The organism is Thalassovita aquimarina (assembly GCF_018219815.1).
Classification (GTDB): Bacteria; Pseudomonadota; Alphaproteobacteria; order Rhodobacterales; family Rhodobacteraceae; genus Thalassobius; species Thalassobius aquimarinus.
In genome coordinates this window covers 123,951-145,324 of the sequence record NZ_JADMKU010000009.1, presented here as the reverse complement: position 1 = coordinate 145,324, position 21,374 = coordinate 123,951, and the positions used below count along the sequence as shown (strand labels likewise).

Annotated in this window: 20 protein-coding genes; 12 read left to right on the top strand and 8 right to left on the bottom strand. The window is 65.1% G+C overall.

From position 1 onward, the window contains the following. Positions 1 to 76: 76 nt before the first annotated feature. The 3 genes from cobA (at position 77) to IT775_RS11835 (ending at position 3,521) form a co-directional block, all read left to right on the top strand. Entirely contained in the window at positions 77 to 928 is an 852-nt protein-coding gene (cobA, locus tag IT775_RS11845) for a uroporphyrinogen-III C-methyltransferase (RefSeq protein ID WP_212701322.1), read from the top strand. Further along, a complete protein-coding gene (locus tag IT775_RS11840) occupies positions 925 to 2,193 on the top strand; it encodes a cobyrinic acid a,c-diamide synthase CobB (RefSeq protein WP_212701321.1) in 1,269 nt (422 codons plus the stop codon). The genes cobA and IT775_RS11840 overlap by 4 nt, the downstream gene beginning before the upstream one ends. Positions 2,194 to 2,303: 110 nt before the next feature. Further along, complete coding sequence (locus IT775_RS11835; protein ID WP_212701320.1) at positions 2,304 to 3,521, top strand: MFS transporter; 1,218 nt, start codon at positions 2,304 to 2,306, stop codon at positions 3,519 to 3,521. 93 nt (positions 3,522 to 3,614) lie between these two features. Here IT775_RS11835 and IT775_RS11830 read toward each other — a convergent pair whose 3' ends face one another. The 4 genes from IT775_RS11830 to cysS form a co-directional block, all read right to left on the bottom strand. Further along, positions 3,615 to 4,394, bottom strand: coding sequence for a squalene/phytoene synthase family protein (locus IT775_RS11830; protein ID WP_212701319.1), 780 nt, complete (start codon positions 4,392 to 4,394; stop codon positions 3,615 to 3,617). Further along, the gene (locus tag IT775_RS11825) at positions 4,384 to 4,641 is read right to left on the bottom strand and encodes a hypothetical protein (RefSeq protein WP_212701318.1); all 258 of its coding nucleotides are present in this window, start codon (positions 4,639 to 4,641) and stop codon (positions 4,384 to 4,386) included. The genes IT775_RS11830 and IT775_RS11825 overlap by 11 nt, the downstream gene beginning before the upstream one ends. 1 nt (position 4,642) lies before the next feature. Then, a complete protein-coding gene (gene cimA, locus IT775_RS11820) occupies positions 4,643 to 6,259 on the bottom strand; it encodes a citramalate synthase (protein ID WP_212701317.1) in 1,617 nt (538 codons plus the stop codon). 130 nt (positions 6,260 to 6,389) lie between these two features. Continuing rightward, positions 6,390 to 7,817 carry a cysteine--tRNA ligase gene (gene cysS, locus IT775_RS11815; protein WP_212701316.1) on the bottom strand — a complete coding sequence of 476 codons (1,428 nt, stop codon included), beginning with the start codon at positions 7,815 to 7,817 and terminating at the stop codon, positions 6,390 to 6,392. Between the two features lie 192 nt (positions 7,818 to 8,009). Between cysS and IT775_RS11810 the strand changes: the two genes are divergently transcribed. Further along, complete coding sequence (locus IT775_RS11810; RefSeq protein ID WP_212701315.1) at positions 8,010 to 8,612, top strand: hypothetical protein; 603 nt, start codon at positions 8,010 to 8,012, stop codon at positions 8,610 to 8,612. A gap of 68 nt (positions 8,613 to 8,680) precedes the next feature. Then, positions 8,681 to 9,874, top strand: a complete 1,194-nt coding sequence (locus IT775_RS11805; RefSeq protein WP_212701314.1) for a pyridoxal phosphate-dependent aminotransferase — start codon at positions 8,681 to 8,683, stop codon at positions 9,872 to 9,874. 19 nt (positions 9,875 to 9,893) lie between these two features. On the opposite strand, the gene IT775_RS11800 is transcribed toward IT775_RS11805, so the two are convergent. The 3 genes from IT775_RS11800 to IT775_RS11790 all read right to left on the bottom strand — a co-directional run bounded on the left by IT775_RS11800 (position 9,894) and on the right by IT775_RS11790 (position 12,131). Further along, positions 9,894 to 10,862 (bottom strand): DUF3179 domain-containing protein, encoded by a 969-nt coding sequence (locus IT775_RS11800; protein ID WP_212701313.1) that lies wholly within the window; start codon positions 10,860 to 10,862, stop codon positions 9,894 to 9,896. A 200-nt stretch (positions 10,863 to 11,062) separates the two neighbouring features. Continuing rightward, positions 11,063 to 11,632 (bottom strand): peptidylprolyl isomerase, encoded by a 570-nt coding sequence (locus IT775_RS11795; protein ID WP_212701312.1) that lies wholly within the window; start codon positions 11,630 to 11,632, stop codon positions 11,063 to 11,065. Next, complete coding sequence (locus IT775_RS11790; RefSeq protein ID WP_212701311.1) at positions 11,619 to 12,131, bottom strand: peptidylprolyl isomerase; 513 nt, start codon at positions 12,129 to 12,131, stop codon at positions 11,619 to 11,621. The genes IT775_RS11795 and IT775_RS11790 overlap by 14 nt, the downstream gene beginning before the upstream one ends. A 123-nt stretch (positions 12,132 to 12,254) precedes the next feature. Between IT775_RS11790 and IT775_RS11785 the strand changes: the two genes are divergently transcribed. The 3 genes from IT775_RS11785 (at position 12,255) to IT775_RS11775 (ending at position 15,171) form a co-directional block, all read left to right on the top strand. Next, positions 12,255 to 13,457 (top strand): phosphoglycerate kinase, encoded by a 1,203-nt coding sequence (locus IT775_RS11785; RefSeq protein WP_212701310.1) that lies wholly within the window; start codon positions 12,255 to 12,257, stop codon positions 13,455 to 13,457. A 236-nt stretch (positions 13,458 to 13,693) separates the two neighbouring features. Next, on the top strand, positions 13,694 to 14,587 hold the full coding sequence (locus IT775_RS11780) for a fructose bisphosphate aldolase (protein ID WP_212701309.1): 894 nt from the start codon (positions 13,694 to 13,696) through the stop codon (positions 14,585 to 14,587). 71 nt (positions 14,588 to 14,658) lie between these two features. Further along, a complete protein-coding gene (locus IT775_RS11775; protein ID WP_212701308.1) occupies positions 14,659 to 15,171 on the top strand; it encodes a GNAT family N-acetyltransferase in 513 nt (170 codons plus the stop codon). A 168-nt stretch (positions 15,172 to 15,339) separates the two neighbouring features. Here the strand turns inward: IT775_RS11775 and IT775_RS11770 are convergent, their stop codons facing one another. Continuing rightward, the gene (locus tag IT775_RS11770; protein ID WP_212701307.1) at positions 15,340 to 16,953 is read right to left on the bottom strand and encodes an acyl-CoA dehydrogenase family protein; all 1,614 of its coding nucleotides are present in this window, start codon (positions 16,951 to 16,953) and stop codon (positions 15,340 to 15,342) included. 208 nt (positions 16,954 to 17,161) lie between these two features. On the opposite strand from IT775_RS11770, the gene IT775_RS11765 reads away from it, so the two are divergent. From IT775_RS11765 to IT775_RS11750, 4 genes are all read left to right on the top strand, one after another. After that, positions 17,162 to 17,461, top strand: coding sequence for an FtsB family cell division protein (locus IT775_RS11765; RefSeq protein ID WP_212701306.1), 300 nt, complete (start codon positions 17,162 to 17,164; stop codon positions 17,459 to 17,461). 194 nt (positions 17,462 to 17,655) lie between these two features. After that, the gene (gene pdhA / locus IT775_RS11760; protein WP_212701305.1) at positions 17,656 to 18,657 is read left to right on the top strand and encodes a pyruvate dehydrogenase (acetyl-transferring) E1 component subunit alpha; all 1,002 of its coding nucleotides are present in this window, start codon (positions 17,656 to 17,658) and stop codon (positions 18,655 to 18,657) included. A 15-nt stretch (positions 18,658 to 18,672) separates the two neighbouring features. Then, positions 18,673 to 20,040: a pyruvate dehydrogenase complex E1 component subunit beta gene (locus tag IT775_RS11755; protein WP_212701304.1), complete on the top strand. Its 1,368-nt coding sequence runs from the start codon at positions 18,673 to 18,675 to the stop codon at positions 20,038 to 20,040. Between the two features lie 12 nt (positions 20,041 to 20,052). Continuing rightward, on the top strand, positions 20,053 to 21,336 hold the full coding sequence (locus IT775_RS11750; RefSeq protein WP_212701303.1) for a pyruvate dehydrogenase complex dihydrolipoamide acetyltransferase: 1,284 nt from the start codon (positions 20,053 to 20,055) through the stop codon (positions 21,334 to 21,336). The last annotated feature ends 38 nt before the right edge of the window (positions 21,337 to 21,374 follow it).

Below are 21,374 nucleotides of genomic sequence, written 5' to 3'. Positions count from 1 at the left end.
TAGGCGCGCGGCAAAGCCGCGCCAATATGTCGTTTCCGGACTTCAACGCGCGCCGCAAGCGCGGCATAAGAAGTACATGACCGACTCGCTTTCCCTTCCTTCCGGCAACTGGCCGCAACTCGAACCCGGCTGGGTCTGGCTTTGCGGCGCGGGCCCGGGTGATCCGGGCCTCTTGACGCTGCACGCGATCAACGGGCTGCAGCAGGCCGACGTGGTTATCTATGACGCGCTGGTGCAAAAGGCGATCCTCGACTGGGCGCCACAGGCGGAACATATCTATGCCGGCAAGCGCGGTGGCAAACCGTCGGCGAAGCAGCGCGATATCTCGCTGCGGCTGGTGGAACTGGCGAAAGCGGGCAAGCGGGTGCTGCGGCTGAAGGGCGGCGATCCCTTCGTGTTCGGCCGTGGCGGCGAAGAGGCGCAGACGCTGATACAGCACGGCGTGCCGGTGCGGATCATCCCCGGTATCAGTGCCGGGATCGGCGGGCTGGCCTATGCCGGCATCCCGGTCACCCATCGCGACGTGAACCAGTCGGTCACCTTCGTCACCGGCCACGATCAGACCGGCGAAACGCCCACATCACTGAACTGGAAGGCGATCGCCGAGGGCGCGCAGGTGCTGGTGATCTACATGGGAATGAAACATGTCGAACGGATCGCCGGCGCGCTGCTCGACGCGGGCCGGCCGGCGGACGAACCCTGTGCCGTGGTTTCTTCGGCCACCACCGAGGACCAGCAGGTGCTCGAAACCACCCTTGGAAACATGGCGGCGGATATCGCCGAAAGCGGGCTGGAACCGCCCGCGATCCTGTGCGTCGGCCGTTCGGTCCTGATGCGGCAGGTGCTGGACTGGCAGGCGCTGATGCGGGGCGAAGCCCCGCGCAACCTCGACCCGCTGGGCCGTGGCCGCCCGGCCGAAACCTCGTGAACGGGCTGATACTTGCCGCGCCCTCCTCCGGGGCTGGCAAGACAACGGTGACGCTGGCGCTGCTGCGGCTGCTGGCGCGCGAAGGGATCACCGTGAGGGGCGCCAAGTCCGGCCCCGATTACATCGACCCGCGCTTTCACGAAGCCGCCTGCGGCGCGCCCTGCGTCAACCTTGATGCCTGGGCGATGTCGCCCGCGCGGATCAAGGCATTGGCCAGCGGCCCCGAAACGCTGGTGATCGAGGGCGCGATGGGCCTTTTCGACGGTGCACCGCCCGACGGCCAGGGCGCCGTGGCCGACCTGGCGCGGATCCTGGACCTGCCCGTCATCCTGGTCGTCGACGCCGGGCGCATGGCGCAATCCGTGGCCCCGCTGGTCGCCGGTTTCGCGGCCCACGATCCGCAAGTGCGCATCGCCGGGGTGATCCTGAACAATGTCGGCAGCGACCGGCACGAAACGATGCTGCGGCGCGCCCTGGCGCCGCTGAACCTGCCGGTGCTGGCAGCGCTGCGACGCGCCCCCAGACTGGCGCTGCCGTCACGTCACCTCGGGCTGGTGCAGGCAGAAGAACGCGGCGATCTCGACACCTTCCTCGACCGCGCTGCCGACGCGCTGGCCGATACGCTGGACCGCGAAATCCTGCTGGCGCTCTCCCGCCCGTTGCCCGCCGCACCGGATCAGCCGCGGCTGCCGCCCCCGGCGCAGGTGATCGCGGTCGCCCGCGACCGCGCCTTTGCCTTCTGCTACCCGCATCTGCTGGCCGATTGGCGGGCCCAGGGGGCCGAGCTGACATTCTTTTCGCCGCTGGCCGACGACCCGATACCGGCGGCCGACCTCATCTACCTTCCCGGCGGCTACCCCGAACTTCACGCCGGCCGCCTAGCCGCCAGCAGCACCTTCATTACAAGCCTGCGGAATGCCTCTCAGAATACTGAAATATTTGGAGAATGCGGCGGATACATGGTACTCGGGAAGGGCCTGACAGATGCGGAAGGCACGCGCCACCAGATGGCCGGACTGCTGCCGCTGGCAACCTCGTTCGCCAACCGGAAACTGCATCTGGGGTACCGCCACCTGACCCCGCTCGGCGGCCCCTTCCGAACGCGACTGACGGCGCATGAATTCCACTACGCCACCACGGTCGCGGCAGAGGGCCCGCCGCTTTTCGCTGCAACCGACGCGGCGGGCGCGAAGCTCCCCGACATGGGGCTGATCCTGGGCCGGGTCAGCGGCTCCTTCGCCCATGTCATCGACTGCGCGTTCTAATCCCTTGCCGGGGTCCTGAAATGCTCCGGGCCGCCGGGGCTTCCGCCCCGATTGTCCCCGTCACAATTCACGTCTTGCGCCTGCCCGAGCAAGGCACTAGCACTTCTCACATGACCCAAGCTGAATATGTCTCCGACGATCACCGCGCCAAGCGCAATGTTGTCATCCTGGTGCTGGCACAGGCCATCCTAGGCGCGCAGATGCCGATGATCTTCACCATCGGCGGGCTGGCAGGGCAGGCTCTGGCCTCGAACCTGTGCTTCGCCACGTTGCCGATTTCGCTGATCGTTCTGGGCAGCATGATGGCGGCGACGCCGGTGTCGCATATCATGCAGAAATATGGCCGCCGCACCGGGTTCTACCTTGGCGCCGGCGCCGGTGCCCTTGGCGGCGCGGTGGGGGCCTATGGGCTTTACCTTGCTTCGTTCCCGGTCTTCCTGCTGGGCAGCCTGATCACCGGCGTCTACATGTCGGCGCAGGGGTTCTATCGCTTCGCGGCCGCCGACACCGCCAGCGACGCGTTCCGCCCCAAGGCGATTTCCTACGTGATGGCCGGCGGGCTGGCCTCGGCAATCATCGGGCCGCAGCTGGTGAAGGTGACGGCGGACGCGATGGTGGTGCCGTTCATGGGCACCTACCTGGCGGTGATCGGGGTGAATATCCTCGGTTCGTTCCTGTTCCTCATGCTCGACATCCCGAACCCCGTCGCCGCCAGCGCCGATGCGCCGCGCGGGCGCAGCCGGATGGAGCTGCTGAAAACCCCGCGCATCGCGGTCGCGGTGATCTGCGCGATGGTATCCTATGCGTTGATGAACCTGGTGATGACATCGACCCCGCTGGCCGTCGTCGGCTGCGGATTTGAAAAGAACACCGCCGCCGACGTGGTCAGCGCCCACGTCCTGGCGATGTATATCCCGTCTTTTTTCACCGGCCACCTGATCGCCCGCTTCGGGGTGGAAAAGATCGTCGCCACCGGTCTTGTGATCCTGGCCGGCGCCGGGGCGGTCGCCTTGCAGGGGGTCGAGCTGGAAAACTTCTTCGTCGCGCTGATCCTGCTGGGCGTGGGATGGAATTTCGGTTTCATCGGCGCCACCAGCATGCTGGCGGGCGCGCACGAACCGCATGAGCGCGGCCGCATGCAGGGACTGAACGACCTGATGGTGTTCGGCGGCGTCACCGTGGCCTCGCTGGCATCGGGTGGCTTGATGAACTGTTCGGGCGGCACCGCGCAGGCCGGCTGGACCAGCGTCAACCTGGCGATGGCACCGTTCCTGATGCTGGCCGGTGGTGCGCTGATCTGGCTGATCTTCCAGCCGAAGGAAGACTGAGGCAGGGAAGAAGGGCGCGCTGCCCCCGTCGTTGAAAATCCTTCCGATTTTCAGCGACTCCCCCGGGATATTTCTGAAAAGAAGAAGCGGCGCTTACCAGCGGAGGGTCTGGGCCCGCCAGAGAAGCCCCAGCGATCTGAGGAATTCCGAGGGGCCGAGCGCGCCCGCCTTGACCCGCTGCGGTTCCTTCGCGGCGTGAGCAAGCACCGGCCCCGCCTGCCAGGCAGACAGCAGCGCCGAGGCGGCGCCGGAGGAAACCTTGCCGCGCTGCGCCCGGGCCTTTTTCAGCCGCTTGAGCCCGTCCCGGGCCAGCGCCGCGACCGCCTCGTCCCGGCCATCGACAAGCGGCACGCGCCCGGCCTTTTCCAGCGCCGGGATCGCACACAGGTAATTGGCCAGCCCGACGGCGTAGCCCAGGTCGCGGATCACCGCTTCGTCCCCGCCGCCAAGCGCGCGGACCGCCGCCAGCAGCAGGTTGGACGAGGTGTTTTGCAGATAAGCCTCGAACGCCGCCGCATCCTCGAACGGATCGCGGTAGATGTCCCATCGCCGCGCCTCGACCAGATCGCCGATAAGCGCTGCGCCTGCGGCGTCGAGAACCTGCGCCAGCGGCGTCACCACCTCGTGGCGGCGGGGCGGCTGGCCGCCGGCGATTTCATCCATCGCGTCGCGCCACCATTGCAGCCGCATCTCGGCGATCATCGCTTCCTGCGTCACCCAGGGCGCACGGGCGATTTCGACATTGGCGGCAAACAGCGGGAACAGCACGGCGCGCGCCGCAACCGGGGCGGCCATGGTGGCCCGGAACCGGTCGGGATCAGCGCGTTCCACCAACTGGGCGCAGGCGATGATATCGGGATTGTCAAAGCTCATCGAGTAACTCCGCGATCGCCTGCCGCGTTTCCGGCGCATCGACGATACCGAGATGGGACACACCCTCGACCAGACGGTAACGCCCCCGATCGTTATATCGCGACATCACCGGCTCGTACCGGTCGGCGAAAAACGCTTCGTCGTCGCCCGCCATCTCGGCCGGACGCTGCGACGCGATCAGCCCCAGGGCAACGGCCAGCGGCACCGCCAGGACACCCGCGAGGATTCCGCCGATCTTTCCGATCATCCTAATGCCGCCCTTCGCGCAACAGCTTCCAGTTGATCGCGTCCAGCAGCGCCTCGAAAGAGGCATCCACTATGTTCGGCGATACCCCCACGGTCGACCAGCGCCGCCCCTGCCCGTCTTCGCTGTCGATGATGACGCGGGTGACGGCCTCGGTGCCGCCCTGCGTGATCCGCACCTTGAAATCGACCAGTCTCATGTCGGCCAGCGGTTCGGAATAGCGCCCCAGATCCTTCGACAGCGCCTTGGCCAGCGCGTTCACCGGGCCACGGTCATTACCGGTCTCGTCGAGCGATTCCGACACCGACAGCTTCTTTTCGCCATCGACCTTCACCACCACGACCGCCTCGGACAGGCTGATCATCCTGTCGTACTTGTTCTTGCGCCGCTCCACCGTGACCTTGTAGCGCTTGACCTCGAAGAATTCGGGCATCTGCCCCAGTTCCTTGCGCGCCAGTAGCTCGAAGCTGGCCTGCGCGCTGTCATAGGTATAGCCCTCGGCTTCGCGCTGCTTGATGATGTCGAGAATCCGGGCCAGCGCCGGATCGCCCTTGTCGACCGTCAGACCGGCCTCGGACAGGCGGCGGCGCAGGTTCGACTGCCCGGCCTGGTTCGACATCGGGATGATCCGTTCGTTGCCGACAAGCCCCGGGTCGATATGTTCGTAAGTGCTGGGATCCTTCAGGATCGCGCTGGCATGCAGTCCCGCCTTGTGCGCAAAGGCCGAGGCCCCGACATAGGGCGCCTGCCGGAACGGCACCCGGTTGAGGATATCGTCAAGCTGACGGCTCGCCCGCACCAGCCCGGTCAGGGCGTCGCACGAAATCCCCGTCTCATAGCGGCTGGCATAGGGTTCCTTCAGCAGAAGCGTCGGGATCAGCGTGGTCAGGTTGGCGTTGCCGCAACGCTCGCCCAGCCCGTTCAGCGTGCCCTGGATCTGCCGCGCGCCCGCATCGATGGCGGCCAGCGATCCGGCCACCGCGCTTTCGGTGTCATTATGGGTGTGAATGCCCAGATGGCTGCCCGGGATACCGGCTTCGATCACCGCCCGGGTGATCTCGCCGATCTCGCCCGGCAGGGTGCCGCCATTGGTGTCGCACAACACGATCCACCGCGCCCCGGCCTCATAGGCCGCCCGCACGGCTTCCAGCGCATAAGCGGGGTTGGCCTTGTAACCGTCGAAGAAGTGTTCGGCATCGAACAGCGCCTCACGCCCCTGCGCCACCAGATATTCGACCGAGCGCGAGATATTCTCGGTATTCTCCGCCAGAGTGATCCCAAGCGCCGTTTCGACATGGAAATCGTGGGTCTTGCCGACCAGGCAGACGGCCCCGGTCCCGGCATTCATCACCGCCGCCAGCACATCGTCGTTTTCCGCCGACCGTCCGGCCCGCTTGGTCATGCCGAACGCGGTGAACCGCGCCCCGAGTTGCGGCCGGGCTTCGAAAAACTCACTGTCGGTCGGGTTCGCCCCGGGCCAGCCGCCCTCGATATAGTCGACACCCAGCTCGTCCAGCACGGCCGCGATCTGCTGCTTTTCCGGGGTGGAAAACTGCACCCCCTGGGTCTGCTGCCCGTCGCGCAGCGTGGTGTCATAGATGTAAAGACGCTCGCCGCTCATCCCCGGCCCCCATCTTCTTCTGTTTTGAAATATCCTCGGGGGGGGAAGACGTTGAAAATCGCATGATTTTCAACGGTGAGGGGGGCAGACAGCCCCCCTTTACCCGCCCGCCGCAGGCGAAACCGTGCCATCACAGCCCCTCCAGCTTGGCGGCATCGAAGCCCGGCCCGGGCAGCAATTCAACCCCGGCCTTGCTCATCCGAACCTCGACGCCCGCCTCCAGCAGCGCCGCCTTCATCCGGTCGACCTCGGAGAAATCCTTGCTCTCCATCGCCGCGGCGCGCACCCCGGCCAGTTTCCCGGCCAGCCCGCTCAGGTCCACGTCGGGTTCCGCCGCCCACTCGCCCAAGCCTTCGGTCAGCAGGCCCAGCAACTGCGCCGAGGCGAGAAAGTTTTGGAGCAAACCAGCGTGAATATCTACAGGTTGATTTTGCGCCGTCTTTTGACGGGAAATCATTCTCTCCATTCTGTGCAGTTCGGCAATCGCGCCTGCAGTGTTCAGATCGTCGGCCAGCGCATTCAGCACCGCCTCACTGACGATCCCGGGCTCCACGCCGTCGACCAGCTTGCGCCATTTGCGCAGGGTCGCCTCGGCCTCGGCGGCCTTCTTGGCGGTCCAATCCATCGGCTTGCCGTAATGGGTCGACAGGAACACGAAACGGATCACCTCGCCCGGCACCGGCGGCATGTCGTCATGCCCGTCCAGCAGGTCGCGCACGGTAAAGAAATTGCCCAGCGACTTGGACATCTTCTTGCCCTCGACCTGCAGCATCTCGTTGTGCAGCCAGTAATTCGCAAAATGGCCCTCGGGATGGGCGCAGCAGCTTTGTGCGATTTCATTTTCGTGATGCGGGAACATCAGGTCGTTGCCGCCGCCATGGATGTCGAAACTCGCACCCAGCAATTCGTAAGACATCGCCGAGCATTCGATATGCCAGCCCGGACGCCCCCGGCCCCAGGGGCTGTCCCAGCCCGGCAGGTCGTCGCTGGACGGTTTCCACAGCACGAAGTCCATCGGGTTGCGCTTGTAAGGCGCGACCTCGACCCGGGCGCCGGCGATCATGTCATCGACCGACCGGCCCGACAAAGCGCCGTAATCCTTGTAAGATTCCACCGAAAACAGCACATGGCCATCGGCCGCATAAGCATGCCCCTTGGCGATCAGGTCCTCGATCATCGCGATCATCGCGTCGATATAGGCGGTGGCGCGCGGCATGTGGGTGGGTTCCAGCGCGCCGAGCGCCGCCATGTCGTCGAGATACCATTGCGTGGTTTGCGCCGTGATCTCGCCGATCTCCCGGCCGCTTTCGGCGGCGCGCGCGTTGATCTTGTCATCCACGTCGGTGAAATTACGCACGTAGGTCACGTGGTCGGGGCCATAAACATGGCGCAGCAGCCGGAACAGCGTGTCGAAGACGACCACCGGGCGCGCATTGCCGATATGGGCGCGGTCGTAGACCGTGGGCCCGCAGACATACATCCGCACATTGTCGGGATCGATCGGGGTAAAGACCTCTTTCTTGCGGGTCCTGGTATTGTGCAGCTTGATCGTCGTCATAAGTCCTCACACGCGCAGCCGGGCTCGCGGCGGGCTTATCAACTTCGTCATATCTTTGGAAGTACAGAACGGCCCGCCTGAAGTGCTCAGCGGGTAATAATGCAGCAGATGATGCAGGTCATTGCGTTCATGCGGCCGAGCTTATGCCATATCCCCATAGCTGCCAAGCGGGAATGACGCTAACCTTTCTTCATGCGACGCCCGGGACTGACATACTGGCTGACCACGCTGGCGCTGGCCGAAGCGGCGGGGATCGCGGTCGTCGCCGCGACATATGCCGCGATCGACCGGGACCAGATCGGCGCGGGCACCGCTGCGGTGTTGCTGGCGGGCGGCGTCGAAGGGCTTTGCCTGGGCAGCGCGCAAGCCCTCGGGCTGCGGCGGCTGGGCGTGCGACCGGCGCCGTGGATCATCCTGACAGTGCTGGCGGCGGTGACCGGGTACGGGCTTTCGATGCTTGGCCAGATCGGCGGCGGCGCGGGCGCGGATACCGCCTTTGATCCGCCGCCGTGGCTGATGGCGCTGGCAGGCGCGGGGGTCGGGCTTGGCATGGGCGCGGTGATGGGGCTGGTGCAGTCACCCGCCCTGCCGCGCAACATTGCGCGCCGGCACTGGGTGGCGGCGAACGTGGTCGGCTGGATCCCGGCCATGGCGGCGATCATGCTGGCGGCCGGACTGGCCGAGCAAGGTTGGCCGCTGTTCCGGGTGGCCGCTCTCGGGGCGGTTTCGGGCGCCTTGGCGGGGGCCTGCGTGGCGCTGGCGACATGGATCGCCCTGCCCCGAGGTGACGATTGACAAACCCGCACGCCTCTGGCCTGTCATTGGCCGAAACACGCACGGGCCGGAACACGCGGGGAACCATCATGCAACTCTCGAAACGGATCGCCACGCTGCATGACGGCGGCTCGGATGGCTGGGACGTGTTTTACCGCGCCCGCAAGATGAAGGCCGCCGGGGAGCCGGTGATCGAACTGACCATCGGCGAACATGATATCGGCACCGCGCCAGACATCCTCGACGCGATGCACCGTTCGGCGCGGAGCGGCCATACCGGCTATGCCGAGGTTCCGGGCATCCCGGCCCTGCGCGACAAGGTGGCGGAACGCACCCAGGCCCGAACCGGGGTTGCAACCACCCGCGACAACGTGGTGATCACCGCAGGTGGCCAGGCGGGGTTGTTCGCGACGCATCTGGCCTGCTGCGATCCCGGCGACCGGGCGCTTTTCATCGACCCGCACTACGTCACCTACCCCGGCACGATCCGATCGGGCGGCGCGGTGCCGGTGGCCGTGCAGGCGCGCCCCGAAAACGGGTTTCAGCCGCTCGCCCGCGATATCGAGGCAGTGGCCGGCGGTGCCCGATCCCTGCTGATCAACACGCCGAACAATCCCGCCGGCGTGGTCTATTCGCGCGACACGCTGAACGGCATCGCCGGGGTGGTGGAGGCGCATGACATGTGGCTGATCTCGGACGAGGTGTACGACAGCCAGGTCTGGCGCGGCGACCACCTGAGCCCGCGCGCCCTGCCCGGCATGGAAGACCGGACGCTGGTGATCGGATCGATGTCCAAATCGCACGCCATGACCGGCAGCCGGCTGGGCTGGATCATCGGGCCGCGCGAGGCGATCGCGCATTTCGACGACCTGTCGACCAACACCAATTACGGCGTCGCCGGGTTCATCCAGGACGCCGCGCTTTACGCGCTGAACCAGGGCCGCGAAGCCGAGGACGCCGTGGCCGCCCCGTTCCGCCGCCGCCGCGACAAGGCGCTGAACATCCTTGCCGGGCAGAACGCGGTCAAAGCGGTGCATCCCGACGGCGCGATGTACGTGCTGCTGGACATCCGCGCGACGGGACTGAGCGGCGAAGGCTTCGCCAACGCCCTTCTCGACGCGCGCCGGATCGCGGTGATGCCCGGCGAAAGCTTCGGCTGCGCCGCGGCGGGCCATGTCCGCGTCGCAATGACGGTCGCTGACGACCTGTTCTGCGAGGCGCTGGAAACGCTGGTCGCATTCGCCGGGGAACTGGCGCGGGATAACATGGCGAACGCCGGATAACGTGATATCCGCGCTTTTCCTATTGCGCCAGCATCCACGTCCCGTCGGGCCAGAACGCGTGGAAGGCAAAGGCGAACAACACGTCATGGGCCACGTCGCGCCCCTGCCCGTCGCGCACCCGGATCGCGCCCACCGGCTTCCCCTGGGAAATCGCGCCCGTGTCCAGAGCCGAGGCCTGTTCGGCCTGCCAGCTCAGCACCAGCCCGGCTTCGCGGATTTCGCGTTCCTGCCTCAGCCGCTCCATCGTCCAGGCCCTGTCGCCGACCCGGATCACCCGCATCAGCGGCGGCACGCCGTGGGGTGGGTTTTCACCGTTGTAAAGGAACGGCCGGCGCGAACTGTCGTAGCCGCGATAGGGATTGGTGCCATAGGGGCGGGCATGATCCGGTTCGACCATCACCATCCCGCCCGGATGCGACGCGCGGAAACTGGCCCAGCTTTCCATCCAGACCGGTAATTGCGTCAGCCGCGCCCCGTTGAAATGACCGACGATGCCAACACCCAGGGCCTGCTGCCACCAGCTTTCGGTTTCGCGATCATACATCACCATGTCCGAATTGCGCAGCTTGCCGGTCACGCCGAAGCTCAGTTCCCGCCCCTGCACCCGGCGATCGAAGACCAGCGCAGAATTGCACAATGGACAGTAGGTGACGGCGACCGGCAGACCGCCGATCCGGTCATTCACGATCTCGTGCCAGAGCAGGTAGCGCAGCGGATAGGCGCGCGCCGGTTGCCCGTCCAGCGCCACGGTGATCACCGGTTCGCGCGGGTCCAGCCCGGCCTCGTCGGTCTGCGCGACCATCGCGGGGCCGTGGATCGCCGGTATGCCGTCCTTCGGCGGTCCGCCCGACATGATTTCGACCCAGTTTTCCACGCTGGTCTGCGAAAAATCGGTATTGGGCCATTCATGGCGCCAGAAATTCGGATCGGCGGCGGCGGGCAAAACCAGCGCCAGAACCCACCCGGCAACAAGGATCAGATGTTTCATCGCGTCACCTCCCAACTGATCTCAGCATGACGGGAACACGGCGACCTGCACAGCCCCGGTGACGCGGTTGTGATGGGAAGTGCCCCGTGCCCCCAGCTTCCAGCGCGGGGCGATGCCTTTTCCCCGCCCAACTCAGGTGCCATGAAAAAGCCCGGCGCGAGGCCGGGCTTTCTGTTGCTCTGACGGATTTTCCGGACCGGTCACTCGGTCACGATGACCTTTTTCATCACATCGGGCCGGCCCATGACCTCGCCGTTGCGACCTTCGCCGCGCTTGATCTGGTCGACCACATCCATGCCGCTGGTCACCTTGCCGACCACCGTGTACTGGCCGTTCAGGAAATGCCCCGGCGCGAACATGATGAAGAATTGCGAATTGGCCGAATTCGGGTCTTGCGACCGCGCCATGCCGACGACGCCGCGATCGAAGGCGATATCGGAAAACTCCGCCTTCAGGTCGGGCCGGTCCGACCCGCCGCGCCCGGCCATGCGCATGTCGCCGCCGAGCTTGCCGAACTTCACGTCGCCGGTTTGCGCCATGAAGCCGTCGATCACACGGTGAAACGCCACGTTGTCATAGGCGCCTTCCTCGGCCAGGGCGGCGATCTGCGCGGCGTGGCCGGGGGCCACATCTTCGAGCAGGTCGATGGTGATGGTGCCGTTGGCGCCCTCGCCCTCAACCTCGATGCTGAGACCTGTCGCCGCAGCCGGGCTGGCCAGCGCGGCCATCAAAACGCCCGCCAGAAGCGGCGATTTGTTACGCTTCGACATCGGCCGCCACCTTCATGCTGATCATCCGGTCGGGATTCGCGGGCGGCTCGCCGCGGGTGATGTTGTCGACGAATTCCATCCCCGACGTCACCCGGCCGTAAACGGTGTACTGGCCGTTCAGGAAATGGTTGTCTTTGAAGTTGATGAAGAACTGCGAATTGGCCGAGTTCGGGTTCATCGAACGAGCCGCGCCGAGCGTCCCCCGGTCATGCGGCAGTTTGGAAAACTCCGCAGGCAAATCAGGCAGATCGGACCCACCGGTGCCGGCACGGCCCGGATTGTAATCCTTTTCCATGTTGGCGTTCTGAACGTCACCGGTCTGCGCCATGAAACCGTCGATCACGCGGTGGAAAGCGACGTTGTCATACTGACCCGAACGAGCCAGTTCCTTGATCCGCTCGCAATGCTTCGGCGCCACGTCGGGCAGCAGTTCGATGACAACCGTTCCGTCCTTCAATTCGATCAGGATGGTGTTTTCCGGGTCTTTGATTTCGGCCATGTCGGGCTCCTTGGGTTCTGCGTTGGATATTACCTAATCTTCCGCAGCGCGATTGCCAAGCATCAGCTTGACGCAAAGCCCGCTTCGGGCCATGACAACCGCAAAACCGCAAGGAGGTAAAACATGGCCTGGAAAACTCTTGACGACATGAATCTGAACGGCAAGCGCGTGATGGTGCGTGTCGATATCAACGTGCCGGTCAAGGATGGCCATGTGACTGACGCAACCCGGATCGAACGCATCGTGCCGACGATCAACGACATCCTCGCCAAGGGCGGCAAGCCGCTGCTGGTTGCCCATTTCGGCCGCCCCAAGGGCAAGGTCGTGCTGAATATGAGCCTGCGGGTCACCCTGAAGGCGCTTGAAACCGCGCTTGGCCGTCCGGTCGCCTTCATCGAAACGCTCGACGCTGCCGAAGCGCCCACCGGCGAGGTCAAGGCCGCCGATGTAGTGCTGCTGGAAAACATCCGCTTCCATCCAGGCGAGGAAAAGAACGATCCCGATTTCGCCGCGCGGCTGGCGAAGCTGGCGGATGTCTATTGCAACGACGCGTTTTCCGCCGCTCACCGGGCGCATGCCTCGACCGAGGGCGTGACGCATTACCTACCCTCCTGCGCCGGCCGGCTGATGCAGGCGGAACTGGAAGCGCTGGAAAGTGCCCTGGGCAAGCCGCAGCGCCCCGTCGTGGCCGTGGTCGGCGGCGCCAAGGTGTCGACCAAGCTGGAACTGCTGGGCAACCTGGTGGAAAAGGTCGATCATCTGGTGATCGGCGGCGGCATGGCCAACACCTTCCTTGCTGCGCAGGGCATCGACGTGGGCAAATCGCTGTGCGAACACGACATGACCGGCACTGCCGTCGAGATCCTCGAGAAGGCCAAGGCCGCTGGCTGCGACATCGTGCTGCCCGCCGACGTGGTGGTGGCCTGCGAATTCAAGGCCGGTGCGGAAAACAAGGTGGTAGCCGCCGACGCCTGCCCGGCCGAGAAGATGATCCTCGATGCCGGCCCGCAGGCGGTGGAACGCATCGCCGCGGTTTTCGAGGCCTCCAGGACGCTGATCTGGAACGGTCCGCTGGGCGCGTTCGAAATCACCCCGTTCGACACCGGCACCAATACCGCCGCCCGCAAGGCGGCCGAGCTGAGCCGCGCCGGATCGCTGATTTCGGTCGCCGGCGGCGGTGACACGGTGGCAGCGCTGAACCAGGCCAACGCGGCGGACGACTTCACCTATATTTCCACCGCCGGCGGCGCCTTCCTGGAATGGATGGAAGGCAAGACCCTGCCCGGCGTCGCGGCGCTCGAAGCCAGCGCGGTCGCCGCCGCCTGAGCGGCGCCTGAAACCACTTCGACCGGGAGCGCCCGCAAGGGGCCTCCCGCCCTTCCCTGTCCCGATGCCGGAATTCGCCGGTCGCCGCGGCGCGCCCGAGCCTTAAGAACGTGCAAGGGCGAAAAAATTCCGCCTTGTTAGCGCAACCGAATTGTATCCCCCTTCGCTGTCGCCTATTGGCTATGCCGAGCCGGGCGCAGGCGGCCCAAAGTTATTGCAACAGGTGGAACTTGATCATGACCGACCAGAAACAAACAGAACAGATCAGATCGGGAAACGGCTTCATCGCCGCGCTTGACCAAAGCGGCGGCTCCACCCCGAAGGCACTGAAGCTCTATGGCGTCGAAGAGGATGCCTACGGCTCGGACGCGGAAATGTTCGAGATGATCCACAACATGCGGGCGCGGATCATCAAGTCGAACGGCTTCAACGGCAACCGCATCCTCGGCGCGATCCTGTTCGAGCGCACCATGGACAGCGACGTCGACGGCAAACCCACCGCCACCTACCTGTGGGAAGACTGCCAGGTGGTGCCGTTCCTGAAGGTCGACAAGGGTCTGGCCGACGAAGAAGACGGCGTGCGGGTCCTGAAACCGATGCCCGACCTCGACGCGCTGCTGGAAAAGGCCGTGTCCAAGGGCATTTTCGGCACCAAGATGCGCTCGGTCATCAACGCCGCCTCGGCCACCGGCATCGCCAAGGTGGTTGAGCAGCAGTTTGAGGTCGGCAAGCAGATCCTGTCGCACGGCCTGGTCCCGATCATCGAACCCGAAGTCACCATTTCCATCGCCGACAAGGCAGAGGCCGAAACCATCCTGTTGGGCGAGATCAAGAAACAGCTCGACGCGCTCGATCCCGATCAGAAGGTGATGCTGAAGCTGACCCTGCCGGAAGCGGCCAACACCTACAAACCGCTGGTCGATCATCCCAACGTGCTGCGCGTTGTGGCACTGTCGGGCGGCTACAGCCGGGAAGAGGCCAACAACCGTCTGGCGCAGAACACCGGCATGATCGCCAGCTTCTCGCGCGCCCTGACCGAAGGTCTGTCGGCGCAGCAGAGCGACGATGAATTCGACAAGACGCTCGACAGCAGCGTACAGAGCATCTTCGACGCCTCGGTCGCGGGCTGATCCGCCCCGGCGACAGCAGGTTTTGGCAAAGGGGCGGATTTCTCCGCCCCTTTTCGTTGGGGGGGACCGACATGCAGATCAGAAACGCCACCGCCGCCGACGCCGACGCGATCGCCGCGATCTACAACGACGCGGTGCTGCATTCGACGGCGATCTGGAACGACGTGACCGTGGATGCGGCCAACCGGGCGCGGTGGATCGACGACCGGCAGGCGCAGGGTTTCCCGGTGCTGGTCGCCTGCGACGGGGCGGATGTTCTTGGCTATGCCAGCTATGGCCCGTTCCGCGCCTTCGACGGTTACCGGCTGACGGTGGAACATTCGGTTTATGTCGATGCGACACGGCGCGGCGGCGGCATCGGGCGGGCGCTGCTGCAGGCGCTGATCGAACGGGCGCGCGGCGATGGGTTCCACGTCATGGTGGCGGCGGTGGAGGCCCGCAACGCGGGGTCGATCCGGCTGCATGAAAGCCTTGGCTTCGAACAGACCGGGCTGATGCCGCAGGTTGGGCAGAAATTCGGTCGCTGGCTTGACCTGGCGATGCTGCAACTGAGGCTGGACAACAGAGCCCCCCCAACGAATTGAAGCCCCAGCCCGAATAGCGGCGCTCCGCGCCGCCGGGCAGCGCCCGACCGCCCACACGGGCGGGCGCTTCTTCACTGACTACGCGACACTGGAACGGCGGAAGGAGGCGGCACGATAAAGTGCCAACCACGTACGTTTGTACGCCCACCCGCGGCCGGTCGCAGCCCGTTAAATCCGTTCCAGGATCGCCGCCACGTCGATCCCCGACACCGCGCCCGCCGTCGCACCGCGCTGCCCGGCAAGCCGCGTCGCGACGTAGCCGTCCGCCATCGCACCGGGCGCCCCTTCGATCAGGAAGGACGCGGCCAGCAGCGAGGCAAGGCTTTCGGTGAACCAGCGCGCCTCGGCTTCCGTGGGCAAGGCTGGCCAGCGCGCCAGATGCGCCTGCAACGCCGCGTCGTACCGGGCATCCGTCCCCGCCACGCGCTGCAACTGCGCCCGCAGCGCTTCGCCCGCTTGCGGCGCCCGCGCCAGCGTGCGCAGGATATCGAGGCAGATCACGTTGCCCGACCCTTCCCAGATCGAATTCAGCGGCGCCTCGCGATAGAGCATCGGCATCGGCGTTTCCTCGATATAGCCCATGCCGCCAAGCGTCTCCATCGCCTCGTAGATCACCCCCGGCGCGCGCTTGTTGGAAAGGTACTTGGCCAAGGCCACCGCGATACGGGCAAAGGCGCGGTCTTCCTCGGTCCTGCCGTCGAAGGCGCGCGCGCAGCCCATCGCCAGCGCCAAGGCCCCTTCCCAATCCAGCGCCAGATCGGCGATCACCGACTGCATCAGAGGCTGGTCGATCAGCCGGCGTTGAAAGGCGCTGCGATGGCTGACCCACCATTTCGCCTCCGCCAGCGCGGCGCGCATCAGCCCGGCGGGGGCAATCGCAGTGTCGAGCCGGGTGTGGTGCACCATTTCTATGATCGTCTTGACGCCCGCACCCTCATCGCCCAGCCGGTAGCCGATCGCGTCGTGATATTCGATTTCCGAGGACGCGTTGGCGCGGTTGCCCAGCTTGTCCTTCAGCCGCTGCAGATGCATCCGGTTGCGGCTGCCGTCCTCCAACCAGCGCGGGACCAGGAAGCAGGTCAATCCCTCGGGCGCCTGCGCCAGGGTCAGGAACCCGTCGCACATCGGCGCGGAACAGAACCATTTATGGCCCTTCAGCAGGTAATGATCCCCCGACCGGATCGCGGTGGTGGAATTGGCGCGCACATCCGATCCCCCCTGTTTTTCGGTCATCGCCATGCCCATGGTGACGCCCTGCTTGGCCGAAAGCGGCCTGACCGAGGGATCGTAATGCCTTGCCGTCAGCTTTGGCACCCAGGCCTCGGCCAGCGCCCTGTCATTTTGCAACGCCGGCACCGCGGCATAGGTCATGGTCAGCGGGCAGGACACGCCCGGTTCCAGCTGCGCCATGTAGTAACACAGCGCCGCATGGGTGACATGGCCGCCCTCTTTGCCCTCCCAGGCGCTTGCCGCATACCCGTGGCGGATGCCCAAATCCATCACCTGATGATAGCCGGGGTGAAATTCGACCTCGTCCAAACGCCGCCCCGAGCGGTCGAACAGCTTCAGCCGCGGTGGATCGCGGCGCGCGTCTTCGGCGGCCTGCAACATGTCTTCGCTGCCAAACGCGGCCCCGGCGGCGGCCAAGGCTGCGTCATCGGCGCCGGCCGCTTTGGCCCACTCCCTCAGCGGCGCATCCTCAGCCCACAGATCACGCGCCCCCCGCGGTTGTGGCTGGTTGGTCACTTCATGGGTTGAAAATACGCTATGGCCCTGCGTCATCCCGTTCCTCCCTCGGCTGACCCGCGCAGGATGGGCCGTAACGGCGTCGCGATCCAGCATGACGCCACGACGCCCCCGCTTTCGTCTGCGGCGCGGCAACGATTTCAAGAAAAGGAAAATACTTCCCCTTGGGGGATTCACAAAGAGAATCAGGTGTGGCACACTCCGGTTCACCGCCCCCCTAAGAGGCGGAAAAAGAGGCAGAAAAATGCAACGCAGGAAACGACCCGCCTTGGGCGCATGGGCCTATTTCGCAGTGGCCTTCATGCTTGGCGCCTATTTCACCTTTGCCGCCGTTCAGGGCGGTTACGGGCTGTTTCGCCGTGCCGAAATCCAGGCCGAAGCCGAAATCCTGCAACAGGACCTCGATCAGCTCAACGCGCAGGTCGCGCGGATGGAAAACCTGACGCGGCGGTTGTCGGACAGCTATCTGGATCTCGATCTTCTCGACGAACAGGCGCGATCGGTGCTGGGCCTGATCCGCAGCGACGAAATCGTCATCCGTTAAACGCGCAACCCGCCCCCCCGACATGCGGCAAGCCGTATCGAAACGGCATCCGAGGCGACCGCCAAACCGCTTCGGACGTGATGGCGCGCCCTCGTTCCCAAACCGCGGCCAATTTACGCTCGCCCTGCGCAGAAAAATGCTTTATAAGATAGTTTAACGCTAAACTATTATTGGATACGGGAGGGGGACGCCACATGGCTGCCAGAAAAACCCAAGCCAAAACAAACGTTTCCGCTGAAGAGCTGAAAACCTATTACCGCGATATGCTGCTGATCCGGCGATTCGAGGAAAAGGCCGGTCAGCTTTACGGCATGGGCCTGATCGGTGGCTTCTGCCACCTCTATATCGGCCAGGAAGCGGTTGTCGTGGGGCTCGAAGCCGCGGCCGAAGAGGGCGACAAGCGCATCACGTCCTACCGCGATCACGGCCATATGCTGGCCTGCGGCATGGACCCGAACGGCGTGATGGCCGAACTGACCGGGCGCGAAGGAGGCTATTCCAAGGGCAAGGGCGGTTCGATGCACATGTTCTCCAAGGAAAAGCATTTCTACGGCGGTCACGGCATCGTCGGCGCTCAGGTGCCGCTGGGCGCCGGGTTGGCCTTTGCCGACAAGTACCTCGACAACAAGCGCGTCACCTTCACCTATTTCGGTGACGGCGCGGCGAACCAGGGCCAGGTCTACGAAACCTTCAACATGGCAGCGCTGTGGAAACTGCCGGTGATCTTCGTGATCGAAAACAACCAGTATGCGATGGGCACGGCGCAAGCGCGCTCGACCTCGACGCAGGATATCTACACCCGCGGCGAACCCTTCGGCATCCCCGGCGAAATCGTCGACGGCATGGACGTTCTGGCGGTCAAGGCGGCCAGCGAAAAGGCGGTCAAGCACTGCCGCTCCGGCAAGGGGCCATACATTCTGGAAGTAAAGACCTACCGCTATCGCGGCCACTCGATGTCGGACCCCGCCAAGTACCGGACCCGCGAGGAAGTGCAGAAGATGCGCGAGGAACGCGACCCGATCGAACATGTGCGCGAATTGCTGCTGACCGGCAAGCACGCGACCGAAGATGACCTCAAGGCCATCGACAAGGAAATCAAGGATATCGTGAACAAATCCGCCGATTTCGCCAAGGAAAGCCCGGAACCCGCTCTCGAAGAGCTGTGGACCGACATCTATGCCGAAACGGACGCGTAAGGGGGACTGAAGACTATGGCTACCGAAATTCTCATGCCCGCGTTGTCTCCGACGATGGAGGAAGGCACGCTCGCAAAATGGCTGGTGAAAGAGGGCGATACCGTTTCCTCCGGCGACATCATCGCGGAGATCGAAACGGACAAGGCGACGATGGAATTCGAAGCCGTCGATGAAGGCATCGTCGGCAAGATCCTGATCGCCGAGGGCACCGAAGGTGTGAAGGTGAACACCCCGATCGCCGTGCTGGTGGAAGAAGGCGAAAGCGCCGAAGACGTGGCCGTATCGGCCCCGGCGGCCGAGGCCCCTGGCCCGGCAGCCCCCGCCGCGCCCGCACCCGCAGCGGCACCGGCACCGGCCGCCGCCCCCGCCGATCTGACCCCGGATTGGCCGGAAGGCACCGAGATGAAGAAACAGACCGTCCGCGAAGCGCTGCGCGACGCGATGGCCGAGGAAATGCGCCGCGACGACACCGTGTTCCTGATGGGCGAGGAAGTCGCCGAATACCAGGGCGCTTACAAGATTTCCCAGGGCTTGCTGGACGAATTCGGATCCAAGCGCGTCATCGACACCCCGATCACCGAACACGGGTTCGCCGGCATCGCCGTCGGCGCCGCCTTCGGATCGCTGCGCCCAATCGTCGAATTCATGACCTTCAACTTCGCCATGCAGGCAATCGACCAGATCATCAACTCGGCGGCGAAAACGCTGTACATGTCGGGCGGCCAGATGGGCGCGCCGATGGTATTCCGCGGCCCCAACGGCGCGGCGGCCCGCGTCGGCGCCCAGCACAGCCAGGATTACGCCGCATGGTACGCGCAGATCCCCGGCCTGAAGGTGGTGATGCCCTATTCGGCATCGGACTACAAAGGCCTGATGAAAACCGCGATCCGCGATCCCAACCCGGTGATCTTCCTAGAAAACGAAATCCTCTACGGCCGGTCCTTCGACGTGCCGGTGATGGACGATTTCACCATCCCCTTCGGCAAGGCCCGTGTCTGGCGTGAAGGCAGCGACGTCACCATCGTCAGCTTCGGCATCGGCATGCAATACGCGCTGGAAGCCGCCGACAAGCTGGCCGAGGAAGGGATTTCGGCCGAAGTCATCGACCTGCGCACCCTGCGCCCGATCGATTACGACACGGTGCTGAATTCGGTGATGAAGACCAACCGCTGCGTCACCGTGGAGGAAGGTTTCCCGGTCGCCTCCATCGGCAACCACCTGTCGGCCACGATCATGGAGCGCGCCTTCGATTACCTCGACGCGCCGGTGATCAACTGTACCGGCAAGGACGTGCCGATGCCCTATGCCGCCAACCTGGAAAAGCACGCGCTGGTGACCACCGACGAGGTGATCGCAGCGGTCAAGCAAGTGACCTATCGCTGAGGAGACGGAACAATGGCAACTGAAATCCTGATGCCCGCCCTGTCCCCCACGATGGAGGAAGGCACGCTGGCCAAATGGCTGGTCAAGGAAGGCGACACCGTCAGTTCGGGCGACTTGCTGGCCGAGATCGAAACCGACAAGGCGACGATGGAATTCGAAGCCGTCGATGAAGGCATCGTCGGCAAGATCCTGGTGGCCGAGGGCACCGAAGGGGTGAAGGTCAACACCCCCATCGCGGTGCTGGTCGAGGAAGGCGAAAGCGTGGGTGACATCGCAGCGCCTGCTGCCGCTCCGGTGGCCAAAGCTGCTCCGGCAGAAACGGCCCCCGCAGAAGCAGCCGCCACACCGGCACCCGCCGCAGCAGCGCCCGCGCCCGCCGCGCCTGCCGCCGCCGACGGTTCGCGCATCTTCGCCTCGCCACTGGCGCGCCGCATCGCCGCCGACAAGGGGCTGGACCTGAGCCAGATCCAAGGCTCCGGCCCGCGCGGCCGGATCATCAAGGCCGACGTCGAAACGGCACAGCCGGGCGCGCGCCCGGCCGAGGCGGCAGCGCCCGCCCCTGCCGGCCCCTCGGCCGATGCGGTGGCCAAGATGTACGACGGCCGCGAGTATGAAGAGGTCAAGCTCGACGGGATGCGCAAGACCATCGCCGCGCGCCTGACCGAGGCCAAGCAGACCATCCCGCATTTCTACCTGCGCCGCGACATCAAGCTCGACGCGCTGCTGAAGTTCCGCTCGCAGCTGAACAAGCAGCTGGAAGCGCGCGGGGTGAAGCTCAGCGTCAACGACTTCATCATCAAGGCCGTGGCTAATTCGCTGCAACAGGTGCCCGAGGCCAACGCGGTCTGGGCCGGCGACCGGGTGCTGAAGCTGAAACCGTCGGACGTGGCGGTGGCCGTGGCGATCGAGGGCGGGCTTTTCACCCCCGTCCTGCAGGACGCGGACACGAAATCGCTGTCGGCGCTGTCGACCGAGATGAAGGACCTGGCCGCGCGCGCCCGCGACCGCAAGCTCGCGCCGCACGAATACCAGGGCGGCAGCTTCGCGATTTCCAACCTCGGCATGTTCGGCATCGACAATTTCGACGCCATCGTGAACCCGCCGCATGCGGGCATCCTGGCGGTCGGGGCCGGAGTGAAGAAACCGGTGGTGGGCGACGACGGCGAACTGACCGTGGCGACCGTGATGTCGGTCACCATGTCGGTTGATCACCGGGTCATCGACGGGGCGCTTGGCGCCAACCTGCTGCAGGCGATCGTCGACAATCTGGAAAACCCGATGGTCATGCTGGCCTGAGGTCGGCCGATCTGACAACCAAAAGAACGCCGGAGGTT

Coding starts and splice junctions, on each gene's coding strand:
- IT775_RS11805 (WP_212701314.1), top strand. CDS start 8,681: ATGCAACTCTCGAAACGGATCGCCACGCTGCATGACGGCGGCTCGGAT.
- IT775_RS11810 (WP_212701315.1), top strand. CDS start 8,010: ATGCGACGCCCGGGACTGACATACTGGCTGACCACGCTGGCGCTGGCC.
- IT775_RS11830 (WP_212701319.1), bottom strand. CDS start 4,394: ATGAGCTTTGACAATCCCGATATCATCGCCTGCGCCCAGTTGGTGGAA.
- cysS (WP_212701316.1), bottom strand. CDS start 7,817: ATGACGACGATCAAGCTGCACAATACCAGGACCCGCAAGAAAGAGGTC.
- IT775_RS11795 (WP_212701312.1), bottom strand. CDS start 11,632: ATGTCGAAGCGTAACAAATCGCCGCTTCTGGCGGGCGTTTTGATGGCC.
- IT775_RS11770 (WP_212701307.1), bottom strand. CDS start 16,953: ATGACGCAGGGCCATAGCGTATTTTCAACCCATGAAGTGACCAACCAG.
- IT775_RS11780 (WP_212701309.1), top strand. CDS start 13,694: ATGACCGACCAGAAACAAACAGAACAGATCAGATCGGGAAACGGCTTC.
- IT775_RS11765 (WP_212701306.1), top strand. CDS start 17,162: ATGCAACGCAGGAAACGACCCGCCTTGGGCGCATGGGCCTATTTCGCA.
- cimA (WP_212701317.1), bottom strand. CDS start 6,259: ATGAGCGGCGAGCGTCTTTACATCTATGACACCACGCTGCGCGACGGG.
- IT775_RS11825 (WP_212701318.1), bottom strand. CDS start 4,641: ATGATCGGAAAGATCGGCGGAATCCTCGCGGGTGTCCTGGCGGTGCCG.
- IT775_RS11800 (WP_212701313.1), bottom strand. CDS start 10,862: ATGAAACATCTGATCCTTGTTGCCGGGTGGGTTCTGGCGCTGGTTTTG.
- IT775_RS11750 (WP_212701303.1), top strand. CDS start 20,053: ATGGCAACTGAAATCCTGATGCCCGCCCTGTCCCCCACGATGGAGGAA.
- IT775_RS11755 (WP_212701304.1), top strand. CDS start 18,673: ATGGCTACCGAAATTCTCATGCCCGCGTTGTCTCCGACGATGGAGGAA.
- IT775_RS11835 (WP_212701320.1), top strand. CDS start 2,304: ATGACCCAAGCTGAATATGTCTCCGACGATCACCGCGCCAAGCGCAAT.
- IT775_RS11790 (WP_212701311.1), bottom strand. CDS start 12,131: ATGGCCGAAATCAAAGACCCGGAAAACACCATCCTGATCGAATTGAAG.
- IT775_RS11775 (WP_212701308.1), top strand. CDS start 14,659: ATGCAGATCAGAAACGCCACCGCCGCCGACGCCGACGCGATCGCCGCG.
- pdhA (WP_212701305.1), top strand. CDS start 17,656: ATGGCTGCCAGAAAAACCCAAGCCAAAACAAACGTTTCCGCTGAAGAG.
- IT775_RS11785 (WP_212701310.1), top strand. CDS start 12,255: ATGGCCTGGAAAACTCTTGACGACATGAATCTGAACGGCAAGCGCGTG.
- cobA (WP_212701322.1), top strand. CDS start 77: ATGACCGACTCGCTTTCCCTTCCTTCCGGCAACTGGCCGCAACTCGAA.